Below are 19,963 nucleotides of genomic sequence, written 5' to 3'. Positions count from 1 at the left end.
GGGAAGCCTTATCGTCGCGACAAACTAACGGATTTCTTTCGCGACACGCTGTAGCTTCGTAAACGCGCGATACCGCGCATCATGCAACGCCGCGATGTCGCCCGTGGCCGGTGCATACGTCTTGCTGATGCGCGACATCCCGGTCATCGCCGAGCGCACATCGCCGAACAGCCCGCCCGCGACACTGCCCAGCATCGCCGCACCCAGCAGCACCGGCTCTTGCGCCTGAGTCGCGAGCACCGGCTTACCGGTGGCGTCGGCAAGCAGTTGACGAACCAGATCGAGCCGTCCAGCGCCGCCGCTAATCACCACCTGCTCGATCGGCGCGCCGGCTTGAGCCTGCGTCTCGATGATCTGCCGCAGCCCATAACCGATGCTACAAACACCGGCAATGTACAGCGCGATCAGACTCTCCAGGCCGGTTTCCATCCCGACGCCCGCGATCACCGCTCGCGCATGCGGATCGGCAAACGGCGCGCGATTGCCGAGGAACTCCGGAACTACATGCAAGCCTTCAGCGAGCTTTACCGCGTCTGACAGGCTACTTGATCGCTGTGCGGCGAGCCTGGCAAGCATCGCCGGTAACGACTCGCCGGAGCGCTCCGCGTTGATTTCCGCACGTGGGGTCTCCGGGTGCATCGTAAGCAGTCGTTCGATGGCCGCGCCGGCCACCGATTGTCCGCCTTCATTGAGCCACGCTTCGGGCACCATCGCCGAGTAATACGGTCCCCATACGCCGGGTACGAACACCGGCTCGCGCGTGGTCGTCATCGTGCACGACGACGTACCAAACACGTAAGCGAGACACGATTCCGGGTTGCCTTCGGCGCCGACCGTGCCGATCCCGCCGGCGTGCGCATCGATTACGCCGGAAGCGACCGGTGTTCCCGCGCGCAAACCGAGTTCGGCGGCCGCGTTCGCGGTCAGCCCGTTGCCCAGCGGCGTGCCCGGCTCGACGATCCGCCGGCCAATGCGCGCAAAGCTTTCATCGGCGAGCACGGACAGGCCGACGGTGCGGAAGTAGCTTTCGTCCCAGCGCCGCTCGTGCGCGAGATAGGTCCATTTGCAGGTGACTGTGCAGGTCGACCGCGCCAGATCGCCGGACGCGCGCCAGGTCAAAAAGTCGGCCAGATCGAAAAACTGCCACGCTGCCGCGAACACTTCAGGGCGATTCTCCAGCAGCCAGAGCAGTTTCGGCGTCTCCATTTCGGGCGAGATCTTGCCGCCGACGAACTTCAGCACATCGTGACCGGTATCGTTGATCCGTTGCGCCTGTTCGACCGCGCGGTGATCCATCCACACGATGATGTCGCGTTCGGCCTTTTCGGACGGACCGACCGGTAGCGGTTGTCCGCCAGCGCCCAGCACGACGAGCGAGCAGGTCGCGTCGAACCCGATGCCTGCGATCTGTTCAGGCGGTATCGCGGCCAGCGCCAGCGCTTCCTTCACCGAATGACAGATCGCGCTCCAGATTTCGCCGCTCGACTGCTCAACGATCGCGCCGCTTTCATGGAAAACCGTGATGTCGTGCTTCGCCGACGCGACCATCACGCCGGCCGCATCGAAGAGGCCGGCGCGCGCACTGCCGGTGCCCACGTCGACGCCGATCACATAGCGCGCGCCGGGCGTCGCGCGGATAGTCTCGTTGGCTGAAGTCATAGCTCGCTACGGGTCGAAAAAGATAGAGGGTGTTTGCAAGCGGTTCGCGAGCGATCTGAACAGGACCTCCGCGCCGGCTGCACTTGAGCGATTAGAGATCGACGCTATTGGGCAGAATCACAATGTCGCGGATCGTCACATTGCGCGACCGCGTCAACATGAACAGCACGGCGTCGGCGACTTCCTCGGGCTGCATCAGGCTGCCCGACGCGAGCGCTTCGTCCATCTTTGCCTTTGGCCAGTCGTCGAGCAATGCGGTGACAACCGGGCCGGGCGCCACTGCGCCGACCCGCACGCCGTGTTTTGCCACCTGGCGCCGCGTCGTGTGAACGAACGCCTGCACTGCGAATTTCGACGCGGTGTAGATCGGCTCCCATACCACCGGCACGATACCCGCGATCGAACTGGTGAACACGATGTCGCCGGTCTTCTGCGCGACCATATGCGGCAGCACCGCCTGCACCGAACGGAACGCGGCGTTGATGTTCAGATTCAGCATACGGTCCCAGTCGTCCGGATTGCCGTTCACCACGTCGCCGCCAATATATGCACCGGCGTTCGCATGAAAGATATCGAGGCGGCCGGCGAGCGCGAGAATTTTTGGCAGCATCAATGTGGAAATGTCCGATGGCTTTAGCAGATCAAGCTGCAACGGCAGTGCGTTCGGCCCGAGTTCCGCGCAGCATTTCTCGAGCCGGTCTTGCGCACGGTCGACCAGCACGACCTTCGCGCCCTGTGCGACCAGCGCGCGCGCACACGCGAAGCCGATGCCCGACGCCGCCCCCGTAATGGCGGCCACTTTTCCTTTGATCGATTCTGACATTGACGACTCCGTTGTTGGCTTGAATTACGCGCGACCATGCGAGACCCGGGACTGCCGCGCCAGCGAGTCGACGATGACCGCGATCGCGAGCACCGCGCCGGTGATCATGAAGCGCAGCGACGACGACAGATTCAGCAGCGTCAGGCCGCTTGCGATCGACTGGATCACGATAATGCCGAGCACCGCGGAATATGCGCTGCCGCGGCCGCCGAACAGGCTCGTGCCGCCGATCACCGCCGCCGCGATCGCATTCAGGTTCACGTCGCCGGAGCCGGCCTGCTGGCTGGCCGATGCGAGCCGCGCGGCGGTCAGCACGCCGCCCAGCGCGGCAAGACTCGCGCACAGCACGAATGCGCTCGTATAGATCGCGCCGACCTTGATGCCGGCGCGTCGCGCCGCTTCCCGGTTGCCGCCGACCGCGTTCATCGAGCGGCCCCAGCGGGTGCGCGTCAGCGCATAGTCCATCGCGACCGCGAGACCGAGGAACACACCGAACATCAGCGGCACGCCGCGGCCCTGGTTCAGATAGGCGACCACGATCTCGAGAAACACGGTGATTGCCGCGCTGCGCATCAGCAGGCTGGTCACCGAAGGCGCGGACAGACGCGCGGCGCGGCGGCGTTCGCGTGTGCGCAGGCCGATCAGCAGAATCGCCGCACCGGGCAACAGCGCGAGGATGTGCGAGACCAGCGCGGGGATGATCATCAGCTGCCCGAAGTTCACCATCGTCGACCCGTATGGCAGGTTGATCGAACCGCTGGTGCCCAGCACATACAGTTGCATGCCGAGAATCGCGAGCAGTCCAGCGAGCGTCGATACGAAGCTCGGCATGCCGAGGCGGTTGAGCAGCAGCGCGTAGATCGCGCCGATGACCGCGCCCACCGCGATCGCGACCACGATGGCCGGCAGCACCGGCCAGCCTTCATTCACCCATAGCGTGCCGACCAGCGCCGATGCGAAGCCGCTCATCGAGCCGACCGACAGGTCGATTTCGCCGACCAGCAGCACGCAGACGATGCCCAGCGAAATCACGCCGACCGTCGAGCAGTCGAACAGCAGGTTCACCAGGTTGTTGGCGGACAGAAAGACCGGATTCAGGCTGGTGAACACGGTCCAGATAATGACCAGCCCGACGATAACCGGCAGCGAGCCGAGATCGCCGGAGCGCACGCGGTCGACAAACGCGCCGAGCGTGTCGCGCATGCCGGCCGCATGCTTCACGCGGACATCGCTGCGGTCCAGCAACGGCGACGGTTCCGGAGCGTGTCGTGTTTCCTTGCTCATGATCGTTCCCATTGAAAGCGGACTTTAGACGTCCTGTTGCGCCTGGCGGCGGCCCGCGCGACGCGACACCGCGTTCTCGGTCGCGCCGGTGATCGCGGCCACCAGCTCCGCGTTCGACGAGTCGGGGTAGAAGACGCCGTTGTTGCGGCCAAGGCGCAGCACGACGATGCGATCGGCAACGGCGCGCACGTCTTCCATGTTGTGGCTGATCATGATCACCGCGTGACCACGATCGCGCACGCGCTCGATCAGGTTCAGCACTTCCGCGGTCTGCGCGACGCCGAGCGCGGCGGTCGGTTCGTCGAGCATGATCAGCTTCGGGTCGAGCAACAGCGAGCGCGCGATCGCGACGGTCTGCCGTTGTCCGCCGGACAGCGACGCGACCACATCGCGTACGTTCGGAATGCGCGCGGACAGCTCGTTGAGTAGCGTCCACGCACGCACTTCCATCGATACTTCATCGAGGCGCAACGGACTGAGCTCGCGGCCAAGAAAGATATTCGCGACGACATCGAGGTTTTCGCACAGCGCGAGGTCCTGGAAGACCGTTGCGATGCCGAGGTCGAGCGCGGTGCCCGGGTCGGACAGCGTCACTTCGCGCCCGCCAAATGTAATCGTGCCGGCGCTCGGTTGATGCACGCCCGCGAGAATCTTCACGAGGGTCGATTTGCCGGCGCCGTTGTCGCCGACCAGCGCGACCACTTCGCCGGCGTGCACGTCGAGCTCGATATCGGTCAGCGCGGAGACCGCGCCGAAATGCTTCGAGACGCCGCGCAGACTCAGCACCAGCTCGCCGCGTGTCGCGCTGGATCGTGCGCCGGGTTCTACGGTGGTGGTCGAGTTCTCAGTCATGGGAGAGGTCCCTCTTTTTCTCCGGCGTGACGCAGCGGGGCGGGGTGCCCGGCTGCGTCGCGCCGATACCGCGTCAACACGCGTCAATACCGCGCTGAAGCAGGATCAGTTCGTGATGCCCAGCTTCTTGCAGCCTTCGGCATAGCGATCGGTGCACAGCTCCTTCGCGCTCGCGATGCCCTTGTCGACGACTTCCGTCTTCAGGTTCTTCTGCGTGATCACCGCCGGCTTGAACAGCTGGGTCGGCGTCTTGAACAGCGTGATTTCGCCCTTCGGCGCCTGGCCGGACAGGAAGCCGACAGCTACCTTCGCGGCGGCCGCCGCGACGATTTCGCTGGGCTTCAGGATCGTGTTGTACTGGTCGCCGGCAATGATCAGTTGCAAGCCGGCCAGCGTTGCGTCGTTGCCGGTTACCGGCGGCACCGGATTGACGCCGGCCGCCTTGAACGCCGCGATCGTGCCGCCGGCCGTGCCGTCGTTGGCCGCGACGACGCCGACGATCTGCGGGCCGAAGCGGGTGATCTGTCCGCTTACCCATTGCTGTGCCTTCGGCGGCGCCCACTCGGGCGTGTCGTACTCGGACAGCGTCTTGTAGCCGCTGCCCTGCAGGCCCTCGTGAATGCCCTTCTTGATCAGTCCCGCGGCCGCATCGGTCGGCGAGCCGTTCACTTCCAGCACGCCGCCCTTGCTGGCCGACACGCCGGTGTCCTTCAGATGCTGCACGAGCGACTGCGAGATCGATTTGCCGATCTCCTCGTTGTCGAAAGACACGTAGTAGTCGGCAGGGGTGGACGGCACGGGCCGGTCATACGCGATGACCTTGATGCCCTGACCCTGCGCCATATGCACCAGCGACGCCGCCGCGGTCGAATCGACCGGATCCAGCACGATCACCTTCGCGCCTTGGGCAATCACCGAATTGAACTGTTGCTGCTGCTGCGCGACGTCGGCGTTCGCGTTCTGATAGAGCACCTTGCAATCGGGACACAGCTTGGCCATTTCCGCCTTGAAGCCGGGGAAGTCATGCTGTTCGTAGCGCGTCGATGCGTGGTCGGGCATCAAAAACGCGACCGTGCCGCTCGGCGCGGCGAATGCCGCGGTGGCGCCCAGCAGCGCGACGCTTAGCGCGCCGGCGCGGATCAGATGGGTGGATGGTCGGGTCATCGTGTGTCTCCATTTCATTGTTAGAAAAATGTCTGCATGAAGCAGGGTGCTGCGTGACGGCTATCGGAGGGACTAGGGCTACGGGTGAGCGCCGGTCTGGAGCACACGACCAGGCGCACTGCGTTTCAAGGTATGCCGGGGGAAACACACGCTAGCTGATCGCTTCCGCTTCTTGAGCGGTGCTGGACGATTCCGTCGCGCTCGCCGCATTGAGCTGCTGCCACGCGCGCCACCGCGACGGCGACATCTCCTTGAGCAACAGGAACTGGCGATTGAAATTCGACAAATTATTAAAGCCGACGCGATAGCAGATGTCCGTAATACTGAGTTCGCCCGACATCAGCAACTGGCACGCGAAGTTAATGCGCAGACGGTTCACGTACTGAACGAACGGCACGCCGGTATGCCGGCGGAAATAGCGCGAGAACGCGCTGACACTTTGCCCCGACAGTCCGGCCAGTTCCGATTCGCGCAATTCCTGCGACAGGTTCTTGTCGATATACGACAGCACGTGATTGATTCGCGTCTCCGCGTAGCGAGCGGGGTCCGCCCGGTACGCGGCGCTCGCGAGCTTGACCGGTTCGCCGCGTTGCGCAAGCAGGTCGAACAGTTCGATAAATAGCGCGACGCGCCGCAGTCCCTGTGCGCCGAGCATCTCACGCATCATCGGTGCGGCGGCCGCACCGGTTTCAGCGGAAAACAGCAGGCCCCAACGAGATGCATCGAGCAGCGACTCGACCCGTTTGAACTCCGGAAACGCGGCAATCGCGCGCGCGACGAAGTCGGCGTCGAATTGCAGCACCAGACAGCGTTCGTCGACGCGTTCGCCGTGCGGCACATGGCTGACCCAGTTGTGCGGCAGATTCGATCCCATCATCACCAGATTGCCGGGTTCGAAGTTGCCGATGTAATCGCCGACGAAGTATTTGCCGGTGGTTGCCGTGATCAGGTGAATTTCGTACTCGGGATGGAAGTGCCAGCGCACGGTGCGATACGGATAGCCGTGCGACCACACCTTGAACGATTCGTCGCGAGGCACGGCGACCAGTTCGAGATCCGGCTCGGCGCGATTGGCGCGACGAGGGTTCTGACTGGTCGTGGTATCGCGAATGGCCTGCATCTGTCTGCCTCCTGCGCCGGCTTTTGCTTGTTGGGTGGCTCGCATGTTTGCCGTGATTGCCATGATTGGAAATTAGCGTCATCGAAGCTATCTCACCACTGAAATTAAAGCCGCCGACCGATACTTTTTTGCATTCGGGTAAGCCCCAGGCGGGAGGAAGTCAATTTTTGTGCAAAGCAGCAGCGGGGTGCGTTCTAGTACGTGTGATCGGCAATGACCGCTTTGACGCGAAGTAGCGCGGCTTTTAGCGTATCCGGGTCAACCGATCCGAGAGCCAGGCGTACCGCGTGGGGTGCTTGCTTCGTGGTGGAAAACGGCTCGGCCGTCGATACCCAGATCCGTTCGCGCATTAGCGCCACTGCGATTTGATCCGCGCGCGCGTCGGCGGGCAGCGGCAGCCAAACGAAGTACGACGCCGGATGGCAGGTCCGTTTCAGCCGGCCCAGTGCATCGGCCGCTATCGCTTGTCGAACAGCGGCGTCGTTGCGCTTCTCGGCTTCGAGGCGCTCGACGGTTCCGTCTTCGAGCCAACCGCACGCAATGGCGGTCATCACGCCCGGCGTGTTCCATGTTGTTGCCCGGATCGCACGCTCGATTTTCGGCACGAATTCGCGCGGCGCGGCGACGTAGCCAACCCGCAGACCGGTCGCGACACTCTTTGAAAACCCCGAAACGTATACGGTCAGATCCGGCGCAAGCGTCGCGAGCGGCGGCGGAGCGTCTTCGGCGAGAAACGCATAGGCGCCGTCTTCGATGATCAGCAATCCGTAGTGGCGGGCGAGCGCTGCCAATGCGCGCCGTTTGCGCATTTTCATCACCCAGCCGAGCGGGTTGTGAAGCGTCGGCATCGTGTAGATCGCGCGCACGCGACGGCGCTTGCACAGCGCGTCGAGTGCGTCCAGCTCGGGACCATCGGCGGTGCCGGGCAAAGGCGCAAGTTCCAGCCGGTGTGCTTGCGCGAGCAGCTTGAAGCCCGGGTACGTCAGCGCGTCGACTGCCACTACGTCGCCCGGTTCCAGCAGCGCCAGCGCGGTGGTCGCGAGGCCATGCTGCGCGCCGTCCACCAGCAGCACCTGATCTTCGGTGACGGACAGACCACTGCGTGCCAGGTGTCGGGCAACCAGCGCTCGCTCGTGTTTTCGTCCGCCATGCGGCTGATAGCGCAGCAACGCTTCGAGATCGCCCGCTGATGACAGTTGCCGCAGCGCAGTCCGCAGCAGATCGGCCTGGCCGGGCAGCGCCGGATAGTTGAAATTCAGGTCCACGGTATCTGCGGCGATCGCCACCTGATCGATGCCCTGACCCCGCGGAAGCAACGCTTCCTTGACAAACGTGCCGCGTCCCGTTTCACCGCTGACGAGCCCCATCGCGTCCAGTTCCGCGTAGACGCGCGTGGCGGTCACGAGCGCCAGTCCCTCTGTCGCGGCCAGCTGCCGGTGAGTGGGCAGGCGCGTGCCGGGCGCGAGACGGCCGCTGCGGATGTCGGCCGCGAGCTTGTCGACCAGTTGCTTGTAACGGGGCGTGGGCATCAGGAATGTATCCATGACAATTTTTTGATTGTATTTGTTTTTGCCCGTAGCATGCACTGCACGTCACCCTTGATCGCCCCACCGGGAGAACACCATGCGTATTGCCATTCTGACGTTCGACGGCTTCAACGAACTCGATTCGCTGATTGCATCCGGCATACTGAATCGTGTGACAAAGCCCGGCTGGAGCGTGTCGATCGCCTGCCCGACGCACGAAGCTCGCTCGATGAATGGCGTTGTGCTGAAAGCGCAAGCGACGCTGGAAGATGCATCGCGTGCCGATGCGGTGATCATCGGAAGCGGCAGGTTGACCCGGGAAGTGGTGGCGGATCCAGCGCTGATGGCGCGTCTCAAACTCGACCCGACGCGGCAGTTGCTCGGCGCGCAGTGTTCGGGGACGCTGGTGCTCGCGAAGCTCGGGCTTCTTCAGGACGTGCCCGCATGCACGGATCTGACCACCAGGCCTTGGGTCGAAGAGGCTGGGGTTCAGGTCGTCAATCAGCCGTTCGTCGCGAATGGAAACGTCGCGACCGCAGGCGGCTGTCTCGCGTCGCAGTATCTGGCCGTGTGGGTCATCGCGCGTCTGGAAGGGATCGAAGCCGCTCGCAGCGCGATTCACTACGTCGCGCCGGTCGGAGAGAAAGACGAGTATGTCGAACGTGCGATGCGAAACATCGAGCCATTCGTCGCGCAGGCCGCGACCAGTTAATCAGTTCAGCTGGAAAGCGGTGCTGCGCGTCGTGATCGAAACTGGTTGAGTGTGCAACCTCGTGATGCACTTCGGGTAACGCATCGCCGTGCGAGCATTCCACGCTGAACATGCGCGCTCGCGCAGTGGAAAGCCGGCCGGCTTTCAGATATTGTTTTTGCTGTCGGGTTAGTGTCGTTACGTTGTCGCCCTGTCAGCAGAACAACATCATGGAGGCATTCACGTATGGCTTCATTGACGCGCAGAGCACTGATCAACGCGACGCTCGGCCTCGCGGCAACCGGGTATGTCGGCCGGTTCGGATCGCTGGCCGCGGGGCAGGAGTCGACACTGCCCGCTAGCAGAACCACGCAACGTGTACGCGTCGCGGATTCCGACTGGCCATCGCGAACCGAATGGGCGGCGCTCAACCAACGCGTCGGCGGTCGCCTGCTCGACGTGACGTCGCCACTCGACGTATGCCGGCACGCCCCGCGCGATGCAGCCTGTCGCAACATCATCAAGCAACTGAACAACCCTTATTTTCTCGGTGACGAACCGGCTTTGACGCAAACGTCGGGCTGGATCGACGCGTGGAGTTCAACGCCTGGCCCGTATGCGGTCGCCGCCGAGCAATCGAACGATGTCGCGGAGGCGGTCCGGTTTGCGCGCGACCATCGGCTCCGGCTGGTCATCAAGGGCGGTGGTCATAGCTATCAGGGCACATCGAACGCAGCGGATTCGCTGCTGATCTGGACTCGCCGGATGCGTGGCATTCGCCTGTACGACGCATTCGTTCCATTGGACTGTGTCGGCGATATGCCACCTCAGCCCGCGGTTACCGTGGCCGCCGGTGAAATCTGGATGCACGTGTACGACGCAGTGACGACACAGGGCGGCCGCTACGTGCAAGGCGGCGGATGCGCGACGGTCGGCGTCGCGGGTCTGGTGCAGAGCGGCGGATTCGGCAGTTTTTCAAAGAAATTCGGCACTGCGGCCGGGTCGCTGCTGGAAGCGCAGGTGGTGAGCGCCGATGGCGTCGAACGCATCGTCAATGCGCGCACTGATCCGGATCTGTTCTGGGCGCTCAAGGGCGGCGGCGGCGGCAGCTTTGGCGTCGTGACGAGCGTGACGCTAAAGACGCACCCGTTGCCGGACTATGTCGGTGTCGTTTCCGCGGCAATCAATGCATCGTCGCCGGCCGCATTCCGGCGCCTGATTGACCGCTTTCTGTCGTTCTATGCGGCCAACCTGTTAAACGAACATTGGGGCGAGACCGTGTCGATGCGGCCCAATTCGACACTACGCATTTCAATGCTGTTTCAAGGCCTCGATCGCGAGGAGGCCACGCGTGTCTGGAAACCGTTTCTGGATTCGCTCGCCAATTCGAAAGCCGATTTCACGGTGATCGAGCCGATACAGGTTATCGCCATTCCCGCGCGTCATCTTTGGGACCCGGCGTTCGTCATGAAGAATGCGCCGGGCGTGATGATCGGCGATAGCCGGCGCGGTGCGGCGCCAGGTGATGTGTTTTGGGCTTCGAACCAACGCGAGGCCGGTCAGTTTCTTCACGGATATGAATCGATGTGGCTGCCGGCATCGCTATTGGATGGGTCGGCGCGCGCGTCGTTGTCGGACGCGTTATTTGAAGCGAGCCAGCAGTGGAACGTGTCGCTGCACTTTAACAAGGGCTTAGCCGGTGCGCCGGAAGAAGCACGTCAGGCGGCACGCGATACCGCGATGAATCCGGATGTGTTGAATGCGTTCGCCCTGGCGATCATCGCTGGCGAAGGGCCACCCGCGTTTGCCGGCATGCCGGGCACAACGATCGATGAAATGGCTGCGCGCGAAGCGGCCATACGTATTCGCGAAGCCGCAAGATCGTTGCGCGTGGTCGCGCCGCAAGCGGGTGCCTATGTGTCGGAAAGCAGCTTCTTTCAGCAAGACTGGCCGCGCGCTTACTGGGGCGAGCATTATTCGAGGCTTCGCGAGGTAAAGCGCAAATACGACCCGGATGGTCTGTTCTTTGTTCACCAGGGTGTTGGCTCGGAAGAGTGGGATCGGGAAGGGTTTACGCGGTTGTCGCCCGGCGGCGTGTAAAGGGGCGACGATCGTCGGCAATGCAGGATCTACGGGGGTAAACGGGATGAAAGACGTGAAGGCTTTCGTATTCGACGTTTTCGGCACACTGGTCGATTGGCGCAGCGGGGTTGCGCGTGAAGCGGCGCAATTTCTTCAACGGCATGGACGCGGCGCGGATGAAGCTGACGCATTCGCGGACGCATGGCGTGGGCTCTACCAGCCCGCGATGGAGAAAATCCGAAAAGGCGAGCGGCCGTTTGTAAGGCTCGATGTGCTGCACCGCGAAAATCTCGAGCAGGTGCTGCCGGTGTTCGGTATCGATCGTCAGCGTGTGCCGGCGCTGGAACTGGACGAACTCAATCTCGCATGGCACCGGCTCGATCCGTGGCCGGATACGGTTCAGGGGCTGAGCCGGCTCAAATCGCGGCACATCATCGCACCGCTGTCGAACGGCAATATCAGGTTGATGATCGATATGGCCAAACATGGCAGCTTGCCATGGGACGCGATTCTCGGCGCGGAAGTCGCGCAGGCTTATAAGCCTTCACCTGATGCTTATTTGCGAACTGCAGACGTGCTTGCCTTGCCGCCGCAAAGTGTCTGCATGGTCGCGGCCCACAATAGCGACCTCGCGGCCGCGCAGAAGTGCGGGTTCCGCACGGCCTTTATTGCGCGGCCCCGCGAGCATGGGCCGGCACAGACCAGCGATTTGCGCGCGGAAGGACAGTGGGATTGGATTGCGGAGGATCTTGTCGATCTGGCCGCGCGCTTTGGCGTCTAAACATGAAAGCGATGCGTCGTCGCGCTATAGACGCAATAGATGCTACAGGCGCTAGGGCCGCGCACCCGACGCGGTGACATCGCTCGCGATGGCGGCGGCCGGAGAACTCGCAAGCGCCGAGTCCTGCAGCGAACCGGCCGCTCCAGCCGACGACGTGATGTGGCTATTGCCCGAATTCATGCTGTCATTGCCTGCGTCGTGTACCTTCTTGCATCCGGCTGCGCTAAATACCAGCGCAACGGCTGCAAGGGCAACGTAAAAGAATCGCTTCATCTTCTCTTCCTTCGGGCATCCATGCCTCTATTAGCGTGACAGCAGACGCCATGCCCGGCAGTGATGCCGTGCCCGTGGCGCTTGATCGCATGCTGAATGGTTCGGGCATGTCGTGTGCGACGCGTGATTTAACGCATCCCGTGTCTTCTACGAAGGACTCTTCCATGACCCCCACTAGCCCGACATATCGGTCGAGAATAGCCACGGCTATCTTCGATCTCCTCAATCCGATTCCATTTGGCCTGTTCGTCGGCACGCTGATTTTCGACATTATTTTCGCGATCACCGGCAATGTTTTCTGGGGAAAGGGCGCCGCGTGGCTAGTCACAGTCGGATTGGTGTTCGCGATCATTCCGCGTGTGATCAATCTTTGTCACGTATGGCTACCGTCGAGATACCCGATTACCGCTATCGAGCGACTCGACTTCTGGCTGAACCTGCTTGCGATTGCCGCGGCCATCGCCAATGCATTCGTGCATAGCCGCGATGCATACGCAATGGTTCCGCAAAACCTGATTCTGTCGGTGGCTACGGTACTGTTGCTGAGCATCACGCATATCGTGGTCGCCCTCGACAAATTCGTATTCAGGGAGGTTGTCGCTCATGAATAAGATCACATCGGGTAGCGTCATGGTCATCGCCGTCGCGGCGCTGGTGAGCGGATGCAACGAGCACGCACGGTTCGACGCCGATCATCAGGCCGGCGCCAATCCGCCGCTGCCGGCCGCGCGTAATTTCTTCGCGCCGCCGATGCAGGTGCCGAAGTTTGTCGGCTGGCAGAGCGGCGAAACGCCGAAAGTACCCGCGGGCCTGAAGATCGAGAAGATCGCGTCCGGGCTGGTCCATCCGCGGCAGGTCTATGCGCTGCCGAACGGCGACATTCTGGTGGCGGAATCGAATAGCCCGAACGAAGAGGCGGTGACCACGCCGAAGCAATTGATTGCCGGGCTGATCGAGGCGCGCTCGGGAAAAAAGGCCAAAGGCGCGAATCGCATTACGTTACTGCGCGAGCGTCAGGACGGCAGCGGGCAATGGGACAAGTACGTGTTTATCGACCATCTGCATTCGCCGTTCGGCATGCAGCTGGTCGGTAATACGCTCTATGTTGCCGATACGGATGCGATCCTGAAGTTTCCGTACAAAACCGGCGAGACAAGCATTGCGGAGCGCGGCGTCGAACTCACCGACTTGCCGGACACGGTTAACCACCACTGGACAAAGGCACTGCTGGCGAGCCCGGACGGCAAGAAGCTGTTTGTCGGCGTCGGTTCGAACAGCAACGTCGGCGAAAACGGGCTCGACGTCGAGTACCGGCGCGCAGACGTGCTGGAAGTCGATATCGCAACCGGTGGCAGCCGCATCTATGCCGCGGGAATACGCAACCCGACCGGACTGCAATGGGAACCGAAAACCGGGCAGCTCTGGGCGATTGCGAACGAACGCGATGAGATCGGCGCGGATCTCGTTCCCGACTATCTGACGTCGGTGCGGGAAAACGCGTTCTACGGTTGGCCGTACAGCTACTACGGCCAGCATGTGGACTCACGCGTGAAGCCGCAGCGTCCGGACCTGGTTGCGAAGGCCGTCAAGCCCGACTATGCGATCGGCTCTCACGTCGCGCCGCTCGGGTTGCTGTTTTACACCGGTAGCAGCCTGCCCGCGCAGTATCGCGGCGGCGCGTTTATCGGCGAGCACGGCAGTTGGGATCGTTCGCCGCTAAGCGGCTACGAGGTCGCGTATGTCGCGTTCGATAACGGCAAACCGGTCGGCGACCCAAAACCGATCGTGACGGGCTTCGCATCGGACGACCAGAAGCAGCTGCATGGTGCGCCGGTCGGTCTGGCTCAGGCCCAGGACGGCGCGCTGATCATTGCGGACGATGTCGGCAATGCGGTGTGGCGCGTGACGAACGCGGGCGGATAACGTTCGTTGCGCCAGGCGAGGTTCGAGTTGCCTGATCGTCGCAGCGCATTTGCCTGTGCGTGTCATATTCAGGCGTGCTGTATCTTTTGGCCCACCGAATGCCCGATCCCGGCATCCCGCCATGTTCCCGGCAGCGCATGGACCTGGAGCCATTCGAAGGCGGCGCTATCCGTCATGACGGTGAACCCGTTGATCGTCGCCATCAACGCGCGTTTCGAGTCGACGGCATGCAGGTCGAATTCGGCCTTGGCGGGTCCGAAGATGCGGTCGTTCTTGACTGGAGTCTCGGGCCGCTCGGCCTGATGCGACCTGAAGTGGGCAATGTGTCGTTGACGCCTGACACATAGGCAATATCGAGCTGAGCGTCGCACTGATCGCGTCGGCGATCGGCGCATCCCAGGCCCACTTGCATCGGCTATTTCGCGCCGATGGCCATTCGTTGATGCGCTATGTGCTATGTCATCGACTCGAAATGGCGGCTGAGCTGCTGACAAGACCCGGCGGACGCCGGATGCATATCAAGGAATTGGCATTCCGATGCGGTTTTGTGAACGCGGCTCACTTTAGCCGAGCATTCCGGCGGCGTTTCGCCGAGGGCGATGGCGACCACGAGCCTGCATGTGATACACAGCGACGACGAAGACGCCGAGCGCTGAATACGTCGTCACGTCCCTTTTATAGCCGATACTCGCGGTCAAGCGGGATGCCGCGCGTCCCCCGCGTATCAGATGCGCTGCCGCCGCCAGGCGCGGCGGCTATCTGCGCGCGGGACGCGTTGCCTTGCAGTGCCTGCGACGGCGGGCTTCAGAGCTCTCCGGCAAGCCAGAGCGCGACGTTGACCGCATAGCGTTCGGTGTCCCTTAGCGCCTGCTGCTCGGTCTGCATGCCGTTGCCCGGCGGCTCGCTGACAAAACTCGGGCAACCCAGCCGCGGGTCCCAGTTGTAGTCGGCAAAGTGGTGGAAGGTGCTTTGCGCGACCGCGGGACCTCCGCGCGGCGACGGTTCGAACGCGACCGCGAGATTGAAGGCCTTGCCGGTCGCCTTGCTGATGCCGCGCGCGATCACGCGAGCGGGCTCGTCTTCCGGCGCGCTGACGGCGCCTTCGTGCGGATGGGCCGGCAGGAAGCGAATCACGCCGTCGGGCGCGCCGGGGTTCGCGAGCACAGGGTGCGTCGGGCCGACGATCGCGACTTCCTGAAAGTCTCCGTTCGCGCCCGAGTGAAAATTGGGCCACGAGATGTCCGTGGTGTACGGGTCATCGACCACGCGTGCCGATTCGTCGGGATGCAGATTGCGCGTATGAAAATGGTGCGCCTTACCCACGCCGCCGAGCGTGCACAGCGAACAGCCGAGATCCATATGGTCGCGGGTCACGAGCAGGCCGCGGCCTGACTGGCGAAAGCGCGTGATGCCCGCGCAGTCTTCAGCGGTCAGGCCGTTTCCGACATCGACCGCAAAGAGCCACAACTCGTCGAATTCGGATTCATCGAGGCGTGACAGCACCGGATCGGGTTGCCCGAGCGGATCGCGGTCGCGAGCGACGACGTTGAATGTCACGCGCTCGTCATTGTCGTGATAGGCCCGCAGCAATTCGGTCAAACGGCTGAATCGCGCAATTGACCAGTCGTTGTCGGCAGTCGGGATCGTCGTTTGCAGCAGGATTTGAACAGTACGCACGGTAGCTGGCCTGAAGTTGTCAAACCGGCGCTTATGGTATGGGCTGTGTAACCGGCCTGCAAGCGAGCATGCTTGCGCCCCGTGTGGCGGCCTTTAGCGAATAGTCACAAGATTTCCGGGAATGGAGCGCACGCGAATGGGTGGCTTGCATCGCGAAGTTCGAGTGCTGCACATCGGCGCTATTCGGGGACAGGCGCCGCCCTCTCCGGTCATATGTACATACGTCAATAATAATCGTTCGCATTTGGGATTCGACTGTCGTAGTATGGCAACTCGCGGTATTTGCCGAATTGACTGCAGTGTCATCCGATGTTGAATGCGTACGTAGTGAACAATGTGTGGTTTTACGCGCTAGGTATTCCAGCACTCCTGCTTACCAGTCTTTCAAAGGGCGGGTTCGGGTTGGGTCTGGGTGTGGTGGCCGTGCCGTTGATGGCGCTGGTCCTGCCGGTGCCGCAAGTGGTGACGATTCTGCTGCCGATGCTATGCATCACCGACCTGATCGCACTGTGGCAATACCGCGGCAAATGGAGTTGGCCGTTGCTGCGCCTCGCGATTCCCGCCGCGTTGGTTGGCATCGGTATCGGCACGTTGGCCATCCATCATCTTGACGAAGCGTGGCTGAGACTCGCGGTCGGTCTGATCTCGGTCGACTTTGTCCGGCGGCGCTGGTGGAGCCCGCGTCGTATCGCGCTGGATACGGCGCCGCATAACGAGGCCGCCCCGCGGGTGCGGCCGGTTTCGTGTCTGTTCTGGGGCGCGACGTCCGGCTTTACCAGCTTTATGGCGAACGCCGGCGAACCGGCGCTGACGATGTACCTGTTGCCGTTCAGGCTGAGCAACAGCCGCTTTGCGGGGACCACCGCGGCATTCTTCGCGGTGGTCAACCTCACCAAGCTGATGAGTTTTTCGATGCTGGGCCTGTTTACCCGCACGACGTTGCTGACAAGCCTTCTCCTCACGCCGATTGCGGTGCTGGGCACCTATGCGGGCATCCGGCTCAACCGCCGCCTGAACGCGACGCTGTTCCATCAACTGTCGTGCGCGATTCTGCTGGTAATCGGCGTGCGCCTGATCTATACGAGTCTCAAGGTCATTGTGTAGACCGGGTGCTCGGCGGGTCGGCGCAAAACAGATTAATTCGGACCGCATACTTACACCGCGGACCGGAAAAGCGTCGTGGCAATCAAATAGTGACGGCACAGCCGACGCAGTAAAATGGCGCTCGTCCCATAACAATGAGTGGCCAGCCGTTTGCCGGCGCGCTCGAACGCTTAATTCACATGTCCTATTTTGGAATCGGTCTACACGTCATCATCGCAATCTGCCTCGCCGTGCATGCGGTCCATACGAGGCAGAATATTTACTGGCTTTTTATACTTTTCATTTTTCCGCTGCTTGGCAGTGTCGTGTATTTCTTTGCGGTGCTGCTGCCGGGCTTGCGCCAGTCGCGTGGCGGCTACGCGGCGTCACGGGCTATTTCGCAGTTTGTCGACCCCGATCGTGCGCTGCGCGAGGCGCGCGCCGAATTCGATCGCGCGCCGACGGTTCAGCACAGAATGCGCTTCGGCGCCGCATTGCTGGCCGCTGGCCGGGCCGGCGAAGCGCTCGAACAGTATCAGGCGGCTGCCAACGGCCCGTTTGCCGACGATCCAGGCCTGTTGATCGGTCTCGCGCAGGCCCAGTTCGCGGTGGGCCAGCATGCAGCCGCGAGCGCAACCTTGACGCGTCTGTTCAACGCGAACCCGCAGGCACGCAAGCAGGGCGAACCGGCGCTGCTTTACGCGCGCACGCTCGCGGCGCTTGGGTCGGCGGATGCACGCGCGGCTTTCGAAGCGGCGCTCAGGTGCGCGGGCGACGCCGCGCCGCGCTGTCTGTTCGCCGACTGGCTGGTTAAACAGGGCGACCAGGCAGACCGCGAGCGGGCGCGCAGTCTGTATGCGGACATCGTGCACGACGCCAAATACTGGCCGCGCCACGCACGGGACCATAACCGTGAATGGCTGCAAAAGGCGCAATCGGCATTGGCGTCGATGCCGGCGCGTTGATCAATCCGGCCATGCACGAAGGCAGTGCGCGTTTCTTAAAACGATCGTTGGCGATTGAAATCTAGATTTAAACCACGATTGCCATCTGATTCTTTTTTCTCTCTAATAGCGGGCGCAAAGGAGTCTGATTCATATTGGTTTGCTAACCCAGTCAACAGTCCTCCATAACAAAAGCCATGAACCCTCTGTTGCCGCTACGAGTCCAGGTGGGCCGCCACGCGAAAACGCTTGCCGGGTATTTTCCCGCTCCTTTCATACGGGATGAATCAAACGGTATCGCTATTCACGGCGCCGTGACGCCACGGCTGCTATGCGGCAATGCGCTGTTGAACCTCAATTACGCCGAGGTCGATCGTTTTACGCACGCAACGCGGTCGACCGCGACGCTGTTCGTCATTAAAGGCGAAGACTTCGTGCGGGTTACGACGTCGGTCAAAAAGCAGAACGGCGAGCGAGCGGTGGGCACGCAACTCGACCGTTCGCATCCCGCGTGGCGGCTGCTGCGCGACGGACAGACCTATACCGGCTACGCGACGCTGTTCGGCAAGCAATATATGACGCAGTACGAGCCGATCCGCGATAGCGCCGGGCGAGTGATCGGCGCGCTATATGTCGGCCTCGATGTCAGTGAAGCGTGGACTTTGTCGATCGGCGGCAAGCTGGCGCTGGAGGCATTTGCCGTCACGGCCGTTATTCTGCTTGCCTATGCATGGCTGCTGCACACGGTGGTGCTGGCCGATGACGCCAGCGCCAACGCCGTACGCGCGCTAACGCCGCTGCAGCAGACGTGGATTGTCGGCGGCGGGTTGCTTGGCGCGCTGCTCGTCAGCGCGCTAATCTTCGTGACGACCCGGCGCGGTCTCGGCACGCAACTGCGCGAAGCGAAGGCCGCCGCGGAAAGACTGGCGGCCGGCGACCTGACCGCGCAAGTGCACGTGAACCGGCGCGACGATCTCGGCCAGTTGATGCAGGCGATCAACGGCATCAGCGTTGGCCTGGCGGGCGTGGTTGATAACGTGCGGCGTGCGTCCGACACGATTGCGATCGCCGCTCGCGAGATCGCGGCCGGCAATGCGGATCTGTCGTCGCGCACCGAGGCGCAGGCGGGCTCGCTCGAGCAGACGGCATCGGCGATGGCTCAATTGACGACGATGGTCCGCGCCAACGCCGATCATGCGACCAACGCGCACGAACATGTCGCGTCGGTTTCGGATCTGGCGGTGAAAGGCGGCACCGTGGTCGGCGATGTGGTCAACACGATGTCGTTGATTCGGGGCAGCTCGCACAAGATTGTCGACATCATCAGCGTGATCGACGCGATCGCATTTCAGACCAATATTCTCGCGTTGAATGCGGCAGTCGAAGCCGCGCGCGCCGGTGAGCAGGGGCGTGGCTTCGCGGTTGTCGCCGCCGAGGTGCGCAGTCTCGCGCAACGCAGCGCGACTGCCGCGAAAGAGATCGAGACGCTGATTTCCGACTCGGTCGGCAACGTCGACGCGGGCGGCGACCTGGTCGACGCGGCGGGCCGGAATATGGCTGAAATCGTCACGGCGGTCGGCAATGTGGTTTCGCTGATGGGTGAGATTACGCGTGCGAGCAATGAGCAGAGCACCGGCATCAGCGAGGTCAATCGAGCCATCGGACAAATGGATGAGATGACCCAGCAAAACGTCGCGGTGGTCGAGCAGGCGGCGGCCGCAGCCGCGAGCATGGATGAACAGGCGCGTGTGCTCGAAGAGGCCGTGCGGGTGTTCAGATTGGCGAGCGATGTCGCGAAGCGAACCGATTATCGAATTTAGTTGGCCATCCGTACTAAATAGCCGAACGCGGGCGGGCGGTGATCGAACCGCTGTCGTTGATTTTTCAGCGGACGGTTAACGCGATTTTGTGCAGATCAAAAGCCAGCCCCGCGGCTGTTGTCCCTTTTTCACCAGTGTCCTAGACTCAGACAGGCGAGTTCATTCCACCTGTTCGATCGGGCGGCAGTGCGCTGTCCGGCCTCGAAAAGAACCACGCATCGTTGGCAAAATAAGTTTCTCGTAGTACCGGTTCCGGCAATG

At 62.4% G+C, this 19,963-nt stretch carries 19 protein-coding genes; 9 read left to right on the top strand and 10 right to left on the bottom strand.

Going from position 1 to position 19,963, the window contains the following annotated elements:
• Nucleotides 1–24: 24 nt before the first annotated feature.
• The 7 genes from BX592_RS21435 to BX592_RS21405 form a co-directional block, all read right to left on the bottom strand.
• Nucleotides 25–1,659, bottom strand: a complete 1,635-nt coding sequence (locus BX592_RS21435; RefSeq protein WP_134194257.1) for an FGGY-family carbohydrate kinase — start codon at nucleotides 1,657–1,659, stop codon at nucleotides 25–27.
• Between the two features lie 91 nt (nucleotides 1,660–1,750).
• Nucleotides 1,751–2,482: an SDR family oxidoreductase gene (locus tag BX592_RS21430; protein ID WP_134194255.1), complete on the bottom strand. Its 732-nt coding sequence runs from the start codon at nucleotides 2,480–2,482 to the stop codon at nucleotides 1,751–1,753.
• Nucleotides 2,483–2,506: 24 nt separating this feature from the next.
• Nucleotides 2,507–3,766, bottom strand: a complete 1,260-nt coding sequence (locus tag BX592_RS21425) for a sugar ABC transporter permease (RefSeq protein ID WP_134194253.1) — start codon at nucleotides 3,764–3,766, stop codon at nucleotides 2,507–2,509.
• A 24-nt stretch (nucleotides 3,767–3,790) separates the two neighbouring features.
• The gene (locus BX592_RS21420; protein ID WP_134194251.1) at nucleotides 3,791–4,618 is read right to left on the bottom strand and encodes an ATP-binding cassette domain-containing protein; all 828 of its coding nucleotides are present in this window, start codon (nucleotides 4,616–4,618) and stop codon (nucleotides 3,791–3,793) included.
• A 105-nt stretch (nucleotides 4,619–4,723) separates the two neighbouring features.
• Entirely contained in the window at nucleotides 4,724–5,782 is a 1,059-nt protein-coding gene (locus BX592_RS21415) for an ABC transporter substrate-binding protein (protein ID WP_134194249.1), read from the bottom strand.
• Nucleotides 5,783–5,933: 151 nt separating this feature from the next.
• Nucleotides 5,934–6,902, bottom strand: coding sequence for an AraC family transcriptional regulator (locus BX592_RS21410; protein ID WP_134194247.1), 969 nt, complete (start codon nucleotides 6,900–6,902; stop codon nucleotides 5,934–5,936).
• Nucleotides 6,903–7,096: 194 nt separating this feature from the next.
• Entirely contained in the window at nucleotides 7,097–8,431 is a 1,335-nt protein-coding gene (locus BX592_RS21405) for an aminotransferase-like domain-containing protein (RefSeq protein ID WP_134194245.1), read from the bottom strand.
• Nucleotides 8,432–8,525: 94 nt separating this feature from the next.
• On the opposite strand from BX592_RS21405, the gene BX592_RS21400 reads away from it, so the two are divergent.
• The 3 genes from BX592_RS21400 (at nucleotide 8,526) to BX592_RS21390 (ending at nucleotide 11,982) form a co-directional block, all read left to right on the top strand.
• The gene (locus tag BX592_RS21400) at nucleotides 8,526–9,140 is read left to right on the top strand and encodes a DJ-1/PfpI family protein (RefSeq protein WP_134194243.1); all 615 of its coding nucleotides are present in this window, start codon (nucleotides 8,526–8,528) and stop codon (nucleotides 9,138–9,140) included.
• A gap of 225 nt (nucleotides 9,141–9,365) precedes the next feature.
• The gene (locus BX592_RS21395) at nucleotides 9,366–11,219 is read left to right on the top strand and encodes an FAD-binding oxidoreductase (RefSeq protein WP_134194241.1); all 1,854 of its coding nucleotides are present in this window, start codon (nucleotides 9,366–9,368) and stop codon (nucleotides 11,217–11,219) included.
• Nucleotides 11,220–11,265: 46 nt separating this feature from the next.
• Complete coding sequence (locus BX592_RS21390; protein ID WP_134194239.1) at nucleotides 11,266–11,982, top strand: haloacid dehalogenase type II; 717 nt, start codon at nucleotides 11,266–11,268, stop codon at nucleotides 11,980–11,982.
• A gap of 51 nt (nucleotides 11,983–12,033) precedes the next feature.
• Here the strand turns inward: BX592_RS21390 and BX592_RS21385 are convergent, their stop codons facing one another.
• A complete protein-coding gene (locus tag BX592_RS21385) occupies nucleotides 12,034–12,255 on the bottom strand; it encodes a hypothetical protein (protein WP_134194237.1) in 222 nt (73 codons plus the stop codon).
• A gap of 164 nt (nucleotides 12,256–12,419) precedes the next feature.
• Between BX592_RS21385 and BX592_RS21380 the strand changes: the two genes are divergently transcribed.
• The gene (locus BX592_RS21380) at nucleotides 12,420–12,866 is read left to right on the top strand and encodes a DUF2231 domain-containing protein (RefSeq protein WP_134194235.1); all 447 of its coding nucleotides are present in this window, start codon (nucleotides 12,420–12,422) and stop codon (nucleotides 12,864–12,866) included.
• On the top strand, nucleotides 12,859–14,178 hold the full coding sequence (locus BX592_RS21375) for a PQQ-dependent sugar dehydrogenase (RefSeq protein ID WP_134194233.1): 1,320 nt from the start codon (nucleotides 12,859–12,861) through the stop codon (nucleotides 14,176–14,178). The genes BX592_RS21380 and BX592_RS21375 overlap by 8 nt, the downstream gene beginning before the upstream one ends.
• Nucleotides 14,179–14,246: 68 nt before the next feature.
• Here BX592_RS21375 and BX592_RS34875 read toward each other — a convergent pair whose 3' ends face one another.
• Nucleotides 14,247–14,381: a hypothetical protein gene (locus tag BX592_RS34875; protein ID WP_279589201.1), complete on the bottom strand. Its 135-nt coding sequence runs from the start codon at nucleotides 14,379–14,381 to the stop codon at nucleotides 14,247–14,249.
• A 140-nt stretch (nucleotides 14,382–14,521) separates the two neighbouring features.
• Here BX592_RS34875 and BX592_RS35240 point away from each other — a divergent pair, with 140 nt between their 5' ends.
• Entirely contained in the window at nucleotides 14,522–15,025 is a 504-nt protein-coding gene (locus BX592_RS35240; RefSeq protein ID WP_134194462.1) for a helix-turn-helix transcriptional regulator, read from the top strand.
• On the opposite strand, the gene BX592_RS21365 is transcribed toward BX592_RS35240, so the two are convergent.
• Entirely contained in the window at nucleotides 14,983–15,855 is an 873-nt protein-coding gene (locus BX592_RS21365; protein ID WP_134194231.1) for a hypothetical protein, read from the bottom strand. The two genes, BX592_RS35240 and BX592_RS21365, sit on opposite strands and share 43 nt — an antisense overlap.
• Before the next feature lie 309 nt (nucleotides 15,856–16,164).
• On the opposite strand from BX592_RS21365, the gene BX592_RS21360 reads away from it, so the two are divergent.
• From BX592_RS21360 to BX592_RS21350, 3 genes are all read left to right on the top strand, one after another.
• Entirely contained in the window at nucleotides 16,165–16,959 is a 795-nt protein-coding gene (locus BX592_RS21360; protein ID WP_134194229.1) for a sulfite exporter TauE/SafE family protein, read from the top strand.
• A 179-nt stretch (nucleotides 16,960–17,138) separates the two neighbouring features.
• Nucleotides 17,139–17,903: a tetratricopeptide repeat protein gene (locus BX592_RS21355; protein ID WP_134194460.1), complete on the top strand. Its 765-nt coding sequence runs from the start codon at nucleotides 17,139–17,141 to the stop codon at nucleotides 17,901–17,903.
• A gap of 176 nt (nucleotides 17,904–18,079) precedes the next feature.
• Entirely contained in the window at nucleotides 18,080–19,702 is a 1,623-nt protein-coding gene (locus BX592_RS21350) for a methyl-accepting chemotaxis protein (RefSeq protein ID WP_134194227.1), read from the top strand.
• The last annotated feature ends 261 nt before the right edge of the window (nucleotides 19,703–19,963 follow it).

The sequence above is a fragment of the Paraburkholderia rhizosphaerae genome (assembly GCF_004366595.1).
GTDB classification, from domain to species: Bacteria; Pseudomonadota; Gammaproteobacteria; order Burkholderiales; family Burkholderiaceae; genus Paraburkholderia; species Paraburkholderia rhizosphaerae.
Note: the sequence above shows the minus strand (reverse complement) of the source record. Positions and strands in the feature narration are given on the sequence as shown.

What these genes read in the sequence shown, in the direction of transcription:
- BX592_RS21355 (WP_134194460.1), top strand. Translation starts at nt 17,139, where the DNA reads ATGTCCTATTTTGGAATCGGTCTACACGTCATCATCGCAATCTGCCTC.
- BX592_RS21375 (WP_134194233.1), top strand. Translation starts at nt 12,859, where the DNA reads ATGAATAAGATCACATCGGGTAGCGTCATGGTCATCGCCGTCGCGGCG.
- BX592_RS21435 (WP_134194257.1), bottom strand. Translation starts at nt 1,659, where the DNA reads ATGACTTCAGCCAACGAGACTATCCGCGCGACGCCCGGCGCGCGCTAT.
- BX592_RS21420 (WP_134194251.1), bottom strand. Translation starts at nt 4,618, where the DNA reads ATGACTGAGAACTCGACCACCACCGTAGAACCCGGCGCACGATCCAGC.
- BX592_RS21410 (WP_134194247.1), bottom strand. Translation starts at nt 6,902, where the DNA reads ATGCAGGCCATTCGCGATACCACGACCAGTCAGAACCCTCGTCGCGCC.
- BX592_RS21380 (WP_134194235.1), top strand. Translation starts at nt 12,420, where the DNA reads ATGACCCCCACTAGCCCGACATATCGGTCGAGAATAGCCACGGCTATC.
- BX592_RS21400 (WP_134194243.1), top strand. Translation starts at nt 8,526, where the DNA reads ATGCGTATTGCCATTCTGACGTTCGACGGCTTCAACGAACTCGATTCG.
- BX592_RS21425 (WP_134194253.1), bottom strand. Translation starts at nt 3,766, where the DNA reads ATGAGCAAGGAAACACGACACGCTCCGGAACCGTCGCCGTTGCTGGAC.
- BX592_RS21415 (WP_134194249.1), bottom strand. Translation starts at nt 5,782, where the DNA reads ATGACCCGACCATCCACCCATCTGATCCGCGCCGGCGCGCTAAGCGTC.
- BX592_RS21405 (WP_134194245.1), bottom strand. Translation starts at nt 8,431, where the DNA reads ATGCCCACGCCCCGTTACAAGCAACTGGTCGACAAGCTCGCGGCCGAC.
- BX592_RS21390 (WP_134194239.1), top strand. Translation starts at nt 11,266, where the DNA reads ATGAAAGACGTGAAGGCTTTCGTATTCGACGTTTTCGGCACACTGGTC.
- BX592_RS21350 (WP_134194227.1), top strand. Translation starts at nt 18,080, where the DNA reads ATGAACCCTCTGTTGCCGCTACGAGTCCAGGTGGGCCGCCACGCGAAA.
- BX592_RS21430 (WP_134194255.1), bottom strand. Translation starts at nt 2,482, where the DNA reads ATGTCAGAATCGATCAAAGGAAAAGTGGCCGCCATTACGGGGGCGGCG.
- BX592_RS21395 (WP_134194241.1), top strand. Translation starts at nt 9,366, where the DNA reads ATGGCTTCATTGACGCGCAGAGCACTGATCAACGCGACGCTCGGCCTC.
- BX592_RS21385 (WP_134194237.1), bottom strand. Translation starts at nt 12,255, where the DNA reads ATGAAGCGATTCTTTTACGTTGCCCTTGCAGCCGTTGCGCTGGTATTT.
- BX592_RS21360 (WP_134194229.1), top strand. Translation starts at nt 16,165, where the DNA reads ATGTTGAATGCGTACGTAGTGAACAATGTGTGGTTTTACGCGCTAGGT.
- BX592_RS34875 (WP_279589201.1), bottom strand. Translation starts at nt 14,381, where the DNA reads ATGGCGACGATCAACGGGTTCACCGTCATGACGGATAGCGCCGCCTTC.